This is a genomic window from Protofrankia sp. Cj3, assembly GCF_917627355.1.
Classification (GTDB): domain Bacteria; phylum Actinomycetota; class Actinomycetes; order Frankiales; family Frankiaceae; genus Protofrankia.
Map to the genome: position 1 here is coordinate 28,851 of NZ_CAKJTR010000018.1, position 7,762 is coordinate 36,612.

The window sequence follows — 7,762 nt, forward strand, 5'->3', positions numbered from 1 at the left end:
GTGAACGGCTGACGCCGCGCGGCGGGCACGCGGTCACCCCGGTCACTCGTCCGCCGCGCCGCGTTCGGCCCCGCCCGACAGCAGCAGGTCACGATGCAGTTCCATCCACACCTCATGGAAGGAACCGCACAGGACACCGGTCACCGCGCGGACCTCACCGGCGCGGGCGCGGGCGAGCGCGCCGGTGAGCCGCGCCGGGTAGCGCGCGAACCGCTCCTCGACGACGGCCAGCGGGGCGAGCAGCTGCGCGCACCGCACCGCCAGCGACGCGAGCTCCTCGATGATCCGGCTGTCGTAGCCGGCGTCGTCGTGCGGGTTGGGCACGCCATCGCGCAGCTGCCACCGCGTGCAGCGTTCCTTGACGTCACGGTTGACCAGCCGGAACGCGTCGAGGACAACCGGCAGCGGCCCACGCAGCGAAGCGGTGGCCACCGGCAGCCAGCGGGCATGACGTTCCCGGCCGGCTGGGGTGAGGCCGTAGCGGTCGCTGGGCGGCCGGCACATCGCAAGCCCACGATCCACGCAGGCGTCCAGCTCAGCGGCTGGCCTGCCCGTCGCTTGGACGTACTGCGGGGGCGTCGCCGTGCCCATGACGGCAAGCGCGTGCAGCGCCCGGTCGACACCGGCCGCGCCGTCGACACCGGCCGCGACGATTTCCGGCCCGGCGGTGCCGCCGGAGCTCCGTGTGTCCGTCACGCGTGCTCCCCTCGTCCGTCTGCTGTGTCCAGGGACGCCATCCGGGCGCGCAGCCGCGGCATGAGGCCGCCGTCACGCAGCAGATCCAGCAGGAACGGGTCCAGCACCGTGCCGGTGGCCACGCTCCCGTCCGCGCCCGACACGGTTCCCGCCGTGAGGTCCACCAGCAGGGGGCCCTCGTCGGGGATCAGGTCGACCCGGTCGATCTCCAGGACCGGCAGCCCGATGTTGAGCGCGTTGCGGAAGAAGATCCGGGCGAACGAACGGGCCAGGATGACGCTGATGCCGAGATCCTTGAGCGCCGCCGCCGCGTACTCCCGGCTGGAGCCGCAGCCGAAGTTGCTGCCCGCGACGATCGCGTCACCCGGGCGGAACCCGTCGGCGATCTCGGGCAGCAGCATCGCGAGGCCGCTGAGCGCGACATCGGCCTTCGCGCCGGTCAGGGTCATGAAGCTGCCGGGGAACAGGACGTCGGTATCGAGGTTGTCACCGAGCCGCCAGCGGCGGCCGGACACCGTGATGTTCACCGGAGCACCTCGTCAGCGGATAACAGGCCCCGCGGATCAGTGATCATGCCAGTCGTCGCGCTGGCCGCGACCGTTGCCGGCGACGCCAGGTAGATGCTCGCCCCCGCGCTGCCCATCCGGCCGACGAAGTTACGGCTGCTCGCGGTGATCGCCGTCTCACCGTCGGCCAGGACTCCCGCCTGCAGGCCCGCGCACGGGCCGCACCCGGGCGGCTCGACGATCGCGCCGGCCGCCGCGAAGATCTCCAGCAGGCCCTCGGCGAGCATCGCGCGGTAGATGACCTTCGAGGCCGGCGTGATGATGAGCCGTACCGAGCTGGCGACGCGCCGATGGCGCAGGATCTGGGCCGCGGACCGGTAGTCGGTGAGCCGGCCACCCGTGCACGAGCCTATGTAGGCCTGCTGGATAACGACTCCGGCCACATCCGCGACCGGCCGGACGTTCGCGGGGCTGTGCGGGGCCGCGCACAGCGGCTCCAGCGCGGACAGCTCGACTGTGATCCGGCGGCTGTAGTCAGTGCCGTCGTGCAGGGTCAGGTCGAGGCCAGGCTCGGGCTCGCGCCCGACATAGCGCCATGTCGTCTCGTCGACCTCGACAAGGCCGACCTTGGCGCCGAGCTCCACCGCCATGTTCGCGAGCACGAGGCGCTCGTCCATCGGCATGGCCCGCACGCCCGGACCGCCGAACTCCAGCGAGGCGTAGGTCGCGCCGTCCATGCCGAGGTCCCGCAGCAGGTACAGGACGACGTCCTTCGCCGACACCCCCGTCGGTGGGCTCCCCGTCAGCCGCACCGAGATGGCGTGCGGCACCTTCAGCCACAGCTTCCCGGTCGCGAGGACCCCCGCCATCTCGGTACCGCCGATGCCGGTCGCGAAACTGCCGAGCGCACCCGCCGTGCAGGTATGGGAATCGGTCCCGACGACGACATCGCCGGGACCTGCCAGCCCGCTCTCGGCGAGGGTCTGATGGCTCGGGCCGTCGTAGAAACCGGTGTGGGTGATGCCGTGCCGCTGGACGGCGGCGATGATGGCGCGGTTGTTCTCCGCCTGCGCGACCGTTGCCGCGGGCACGAAATGGTCGATGGTCACGTACACCCGGTCGGGATTCCAGAGCGGCACCCCCAGCGTCTCGAAGGTGCGGAACGTGGGCGGTCCGAGCACCTCGTGGGTCAGCGCCAGGTCGATCTCGAATTCGTCGACCTGGCCGGCCCGCAGGGAACGGCCCGCCTTCCGGGACAGGATGCGCTCGGCAAGCGACGGGAAGCCCGGCATGTCAGGCCGTTCTCTCGGCCGTGGGCCCGGCGCCGGAGCGGATCACGGCGACCAGCTCGAGGATGTCCCCGATGGTCGACAGACCCGCGATCCTGGGGTCGGCCACGATGCTGATGCCGAGCAGCTCCTCGACACGGACGAGCATCTCTATCGCGCTGATCGAGTCGATACGCAGGTCCTCCACGATTCGATCGGACGCACGCAGGTCCCGGCGCACCCCTTTGATACGGCTGTATTCCGCCGCTAACGCCCCGATGATGTCGGGCGCGGAATTATCGCTCATGAACCCGTACCTCTCCTGATGTTCCGTCCACGGTCATGAATGTGCCGGTGGGAATAGCCGCCGCGCTCTGGTGGCCGACGACGCAGGGAATCCCGTACTCCCGGGAGAGAATGGCGATATGCGACAGTTCGCTGCCCCGTTCGGTCACCACTGCCGAGACAAAGGGCAGCAGCGGCGCGACATCCGCGTCGGCCGAGACACATGCGAGCACCACGGGCTCGGCGGGGATATCGGAGATGTCGGAGATGTCTGGATGGATCACCAGGCCGGTCGCCCGCCCGGGTGAGACGCCCTTGGCCGGCCGTACGCCGCGGCCGAGCCATGGGCGCGGGCTCGCCGGGTCCCGCAGGTCGAGGTGCTCAGGCATCTCGGTGGCCAGCGCCTTCTCGCACGCCTCGCGCCGGTCGTCCCACCGCCGTTCGAGCACGTCCAGCCGGCCCGTCCCGCAGATCTCCGCCACGGTGAGGTATGGCCAGGCGTGGTCGGGCACCCCGCGCACCACCGCCCACCGCGGGAGGACCCGCCGGAAGACGTGCAGGGTGCGCATCACCAGCGACTTGCTGTGTTCCCTGGCGGCCATGGTCTCGCCGACGGTGGACGAGAGCGCCGTGACGATCCGGCGGTTGTGCTCGCCGAGCATCTCCACCGCGGCGACACCGGGATCGAGCACGTCCACCCGGTCCTCGGCCGTCCCGGTCACGACCTGCTGGCGCACGGCGTAGCTGGCCCAGGGCGCGTGGCCGTCCGCGACCTCGTAGAACGACGACGCGAGGAAGTCACCCGAGCCATCTGGCCCGGCGAGGGCGGCCGCGTGCAGACGCCGCCAGACCAGCTCGCGCGGGCGCGACAGCCACAGCTCGACCTCGTCGCCGTGGCGGACCAGCCGCCGCAGCGCCCGGCGCAGCGCGACCCGCGCCGGAACGAGCCCGGCGGTGCTCAGGATGTGGACCGACCAGGCGTCGACCAGCACCGCACGGGCTCGTTCGAGCACGAGGGCGAGCATGCCGGCCGTGTCCGCCCCGCCACCCGCGGTCCGCCGGGCGTCGCGCTCGAGCTCGGCGACACGGGCTTCCAGCAGCCGCAGCCGGGGGCCGGTGCCGGCGAGCTCGAGCAGCACCCGGCCGGGCGCCCGGGCCCGCGCCCACCAGGGAACGGTCACGCCCGCGATGCCCGGTGGCGGTTCGATGTCCTCGAAGTAGGCCGCGGTGACATCGGACGCTTCGACGCCGGGGATGCTGTCGGCGAGCGCGCAGTACGACGACAGGTTGTGGTAGGGCCGACAGCCGAAGTACCCGACGAACACGTAGCAGCTTCCCTCCGCCCAGGCGCACCGTCCCCACACCCGGCGGCTGAAGACCCGGGTTGCCCGCTCCATCGGCTCGCCCACGAGGGACCATGACATCGGGGAGAGCCGCTGTGGCGCGACCTCGCCGAAGTTGCCCGCCGAGTAGAACCGGAAGAACGGGTGGACGTCGGTGTCGACGCCGCTCACCGCATCGCCCCGGCCATGACGCGGCCCCGGTCGCGAAGGTGCCGCCCGGTCGTCGTGACGTAGTCGCCGCCGCTGACGGGCCGGTCGCCGGGCAGGTCGGACAGGATGTCTGGAGCCAGCTCGAACCACGGCCGGCTGTAGTCGAGCAGTTCAGGGATCACTCCGACGCGGCGGCTGGCCAGGCGGAGCACGGGCCGCAGCGCGGGCACGTCCACCAGGCGGGGAATCCGCCCCCAGGCCGCGCACAGGTCGGTGTAGACCTGCGCGAGCGTCGGGAGATCCGGGTCGTACCAGCTCCAGGTCTGGCCGGTCGAGGGGGCGTTGAGCGCATTCATGATCACCTGTGCGGCTGATCCGACCTCGCTGACGTAGCAGGGGTAGTGGCCGCGCCGGTCCAGGTGCACCGGGCCGCCGGTCAGCAGGTACGGCAGCGCCGCCAGCAGGCCGTGGGAGGTGTCGAGGGCAAGCCCCGCCGGAGGTGTCCCCAGCACCGGCCCGAGCCGCACGATGTTGACTGGGAGATCGCCCGCGTCGCGGGCCCGCCGTTCAGCGCAGTACTTCCCGTACTCGTACCAGTTCCGGAACCGCTGGCCGACGAACAGCTCGCGGTTACCGACCAGGCCCTCGGCGCGGCCGAGCACCAACAGGGACGAGACGTGGACGACCCGGGTGAGCGCCCGCAGCTGTCGCAGGCTCGCCAGCACGGTGCGCATGCCCGTGTCGTGGACGGCGAGTGCCTCGCTCGGCGGACAGTCCCAGCGCACCGAGCCGAAGGCGAGCACCACATGGGTGACCTCCTCGCGGACCTCCTCCAGGGCCGCGCCGGACAGCCCGAAGCCCGGCCGGGTGGCGTCACCCACCAGCCCGGTCCCGGCCGCCCCCGGGCCGGCCGGGTGGTACCCCGACCTTGACAACGACAGCGTCTGGGCTCCGGCCCGGTCAGCGGCCACCGCCACAGCGCGGCCGAGATAGCCGCTGCCACCGACTACCAGAAGCTTCACTCGAACCTCGCCATTGCGGGATCGCCGGGCAGCTCAGCTGCCACGGGGCTGGCCGGCAGGCCGAACAGGATCCGGGCGAGCAAAGCCGGTTCGACCTGGGGAACATCTGTGGCGGGCAGCAGGGAACGCAGCCGCGTTGTTTCGTAGACACGGTCGAGCGCCACGTACCGCAGCCCGGTGAGCGAGTTCGTCCACGCCTCGTCAGGCCGATAGAAGCGGCCGGGATTCTGCGACAGCCAGAGAATCCTCTCGGCCGATGTCGGTACCAGCCGCAGCATGTGCCGGAACCGGTGCGGCCCCTGCGACCGGGCGAGTTCCAGCAACGCCCGCAGCGTCGGCGCGCTCTGTCCGCCCGCGACGTGCACGACGGCCGGGCCGTCGTCGTACGCGCCGGTACCGCCGGCCACGATACGCCGGGCGGCGGCGAGCAGCGCGCGGGCCGCCACATCGCGGGGAAGGGCGTCCACCCGCGCGTCGCGCATGGCGGGAAGCATCCGCAGCGGCAGCTCCTCCCAGCGCGCGGCGAGCAGGTAGAGCGAGTTGCGGCGTCGGGTGGTACCGGTGACGGAGTCGCCGACAAGCGCGGCGAACCGCGCGATCAGTACCGGTGGGTCGCCTGGCCGCCACTGCTCCACGAGCGCCTGCTCGCCGAGCCACTTGCTCTCCTCGTAGACGGTCCGGTGCCGGCATGGCCCCAGTGGTGTTTCGGGCACGACACCGAGCCGGCCGCCCGCGACGTAGACGGTGGACGCGTAGATGTAGGCCACCCGCCGGCCGTGCGCCTCCTGGAGCCGGCGAGCGAGGTTCAGCCCCTCGACGGCGCCGACCGTGTTCGCGGTGAAAAGCGCCTGCTGGGCAGCTGCCCAGTTCGTCTCGGCGGCAAGATTCACCACCACGCCGACGTCGGACAGATCGGCGAGAGCGCCGGCATCGAGGCCCCAGCCGGGCTGGCGGACATCGCCCGGTACCATCCGCCCGCCGCTGTCGGGGCTACCGCCGACAGGAGCACCGCCGACAGGAGCACCGCCGGCCGGGCCGCGACCGGCCGGGTGCGCGCGGGCAACGACGCGCGTGAGCCGGACCAGGCCAGTGGCATCAGCGGCATCAGCGAGGACGCTGGCCAGGCCATGGCCGAGCTGGCCGGACATGCCCGCCACGAGCAGCCGGATCACCGGAGGCTCACCGCCGCGCGATAGGTCTCGCCGTCACCGCCGAGGCCGCCCGCGACGAGCTCCCACATCATCTCGTCCGTGCCGCCGCCGATGCGGGCAAGGCGCGAGTCCCGCCACATCCGGCTGAGCGGCGTCTCGTCCTCGAGATAGCCGGCGCCGCCGAAGACATGCATGCACTCGCTCGTGCACTCCTCCGCGAACCGGGCCGCGGTGACCTTGAGCGCGGCGACCTCGCGGACACCGGGACCGCCCGGCGCGAACAGCCCCGCGGCCATCGCGAGCACCGCGTGCCGCAGGACCGTGAGCCGGGATGCCAGCTCCGCGATCCGGATGCGCAGCGCCTGGCACTCGAACAGCGGGCGGCCGAACTGCCGGCGGTTGTGCAGATGGGAGACGGCAAGGTCGATCGCGTACTCGCAGCAGCCGACGACCTGCCCGGCCACGGACAGCCGCTCATAGGTCAGCCCGTAGGTCACCGCCAGCAGCCCCAGCCCAGGCCGGGCGACAACGGCGTCCTCACCAACCGTGCAGGCGACATCCATCCAGGTGGTGTCGAGCGACTGTGTGCCGGTCTTCACCAGCCGTTTGCGTACGGTCAGCGCGGCCGCCGGCACGGCGACAACACCCAGTCCCCCGGCCCCGTCACCGTCCATGCGGCAGAGCAGCAGGGCGAAGTCGGCCACCCGGCCGAGAGAGAGGAACTTCTTCTCCCCGCGCACCTGCCAGCCGTCCGGGATCCTCGTCGCGGTGGTGCTGACGCTCATGAGGTCCGAGCCGCCGCCGGCCTCGCTCGCGCCCAGACAGCCGACGAGCCTGCCGTCCCGGACCCCGTCGAGATACCCGCGCAGCAGCTCGGTGCGCCCGTAGCGGTGCAGGATGCTCGCGACGGTCTCCACCTGAAGGCTGATGCCGACGCTGAGCCCGGCGAAACCGAGCCGGCCGCTCTCGATGGCGAGCAGCGCGCCCCAGCCCGTGTCGCCGTCGCAGCCGGCCGGCCAGCGCCGCGCGATGACGCCCGCCGCCGCCAGGCCCGCGAGGACCTGCCGGGGAAAGCGCCCCGCTCGTTCGGCCTCGTGCGCCCACGGACGCACGACGTCGGTCAGGACCGCCCGGATCCCGTCCGCCGCGTCGGTCAGGTGTTCGCCGAACAGGCCCTGGCCGAACAGTGGCTGCCCGGTCCGCGTCGGGGTGGCCGCGTGTTGCTCGATGACGTCGGCGGTGTCCGAGCTCATGATCTCACGGCCTTCGAGGAGTCAGCCGGTGCCGCCGGGAGCGGTGCCGGCGGGCCGGTGCCGGCGGGGCTGTCGGTGACCGCGCCGG

Annotated in this window: 8 protein-coding genes; all 8 read right to left on the minus strand. The window is 72.2% G+C overall.

Going from position 1 to position 7,762, the window contains the following annotated elements; all coding sequences use genetic code 11:
• Positions 1-42: 42 nt before the first annotated feature.
• Genes MJ783_RS04210 through MJ783_RS04245 form a run of 8 tightly spaced genes read right to left on the minus strand, consistent with a single transcriptional unit; the run spans position 43 to position 7,674 of the window.
• Positions 43-696: a hypothetical protein gene (locus MJ783_RS04210; RefSeq protein WP_239308597.1), complete on the minus strand. Its 654-nt coding sequence runs from the start codon at positions 694-696 to the stop codon at positions 43-45.
• The gene (locus MJ783_RS04215) at positions 693-1,223 is read right to left on the minus strand and encodes a 3-isopropylmalate dehydratase (protein WP_239308598.1); all 531 of its coding nucleotides are present in this window, start codon (positions 1,221-1,223) and stop codon (positions 693-695) included. Before MJ783_RS04215 ends, MJ783_RS04210 begins: the two co-directional genes overlap by 4 nt.
• The gene (locus MJ783_RS04220) at positions 1,220-2,494 is read right to left on the minus strand and encodes a 3-isopropylmalate dehydratase large subunit (protein WP_239308599.1); all 1,275 of its coding nucleotides are present in this window, start codon (positions 2,492-2,494) and stop codon (positions 1,220-1,222) included. The genes MJ783_RS04215 and MJ783_RS04220 overlap by 4 nt, the downstream gene beginning before the upstream one ends.
• 1 nt (position 2,495) lies before the next feature.
• On the minus strand, positions 2,496-2,777 hold the full coding sequence (locus MJ783_RS04225; RefSeq protein WP_239308600.1) for an acyl carrier protein: 282 nt from the start codon (positions 2,775-2,777) through the stop codon (positions 2,496-2,498).
• On the minus strand, positions 2,767-4,269 hold the full coding sequence (locus MJ783_RS04230; protein WP_239308601.1) for a PEP-utilizing enzyme: 1,503 nt from the start codon (positions 4,267-4,269) through the stop codon (positions 2,767-2,769). Before MJ783_RS04230 ends, MJ783_RS04225 begins: the two co-directional genes overlap by 11 nt.
• Positions 4,266-5,270, minus strand: a complete 1,005-nt coding sequence (locus MJ783_RS04235) for an SDR family oxidoreductase (RefSeq protein WP_239308602.1) — start codon at positions 5,268-5,270, stop codon at positions 4,266-4,268. The genes MJ783_RS04230 and MJ783_RS04235 overlap by 4 nt, the downstream gene beginning before the upstream one ends.
• On the minus strand, positions 5,267-6,442 hold the full coding sequence (locus MJ783_RS04240) for an SDR family oxidoreductase (protein WP_239308603.1): 1,176 nt from the start codon (positions 6,440-6,442) through the stop codon (positions 5,267-5,269). Before MJ783_RS04240 ends, MJ783_RS04235 begins: the two co-directional genes overlap by 4 nt.
• Positions 6,439-7,674, minus strand: a complete 1,236-nt coding sequence (locus tag MJ783_RS04245; RefSeq protein ID WP_239308604.1) for an acyl-CoA dehydrogenase family protein — start codon at positions 7,672-7,674, stop codon at positions 6,439-6,441. Before MJ783_RS04245 ends, MJ783_RS04240 begins: the two co-directional genes overlap by 4 nt.
• Positions 7,675-7,762: the final 88 nt, after the last annotated feature.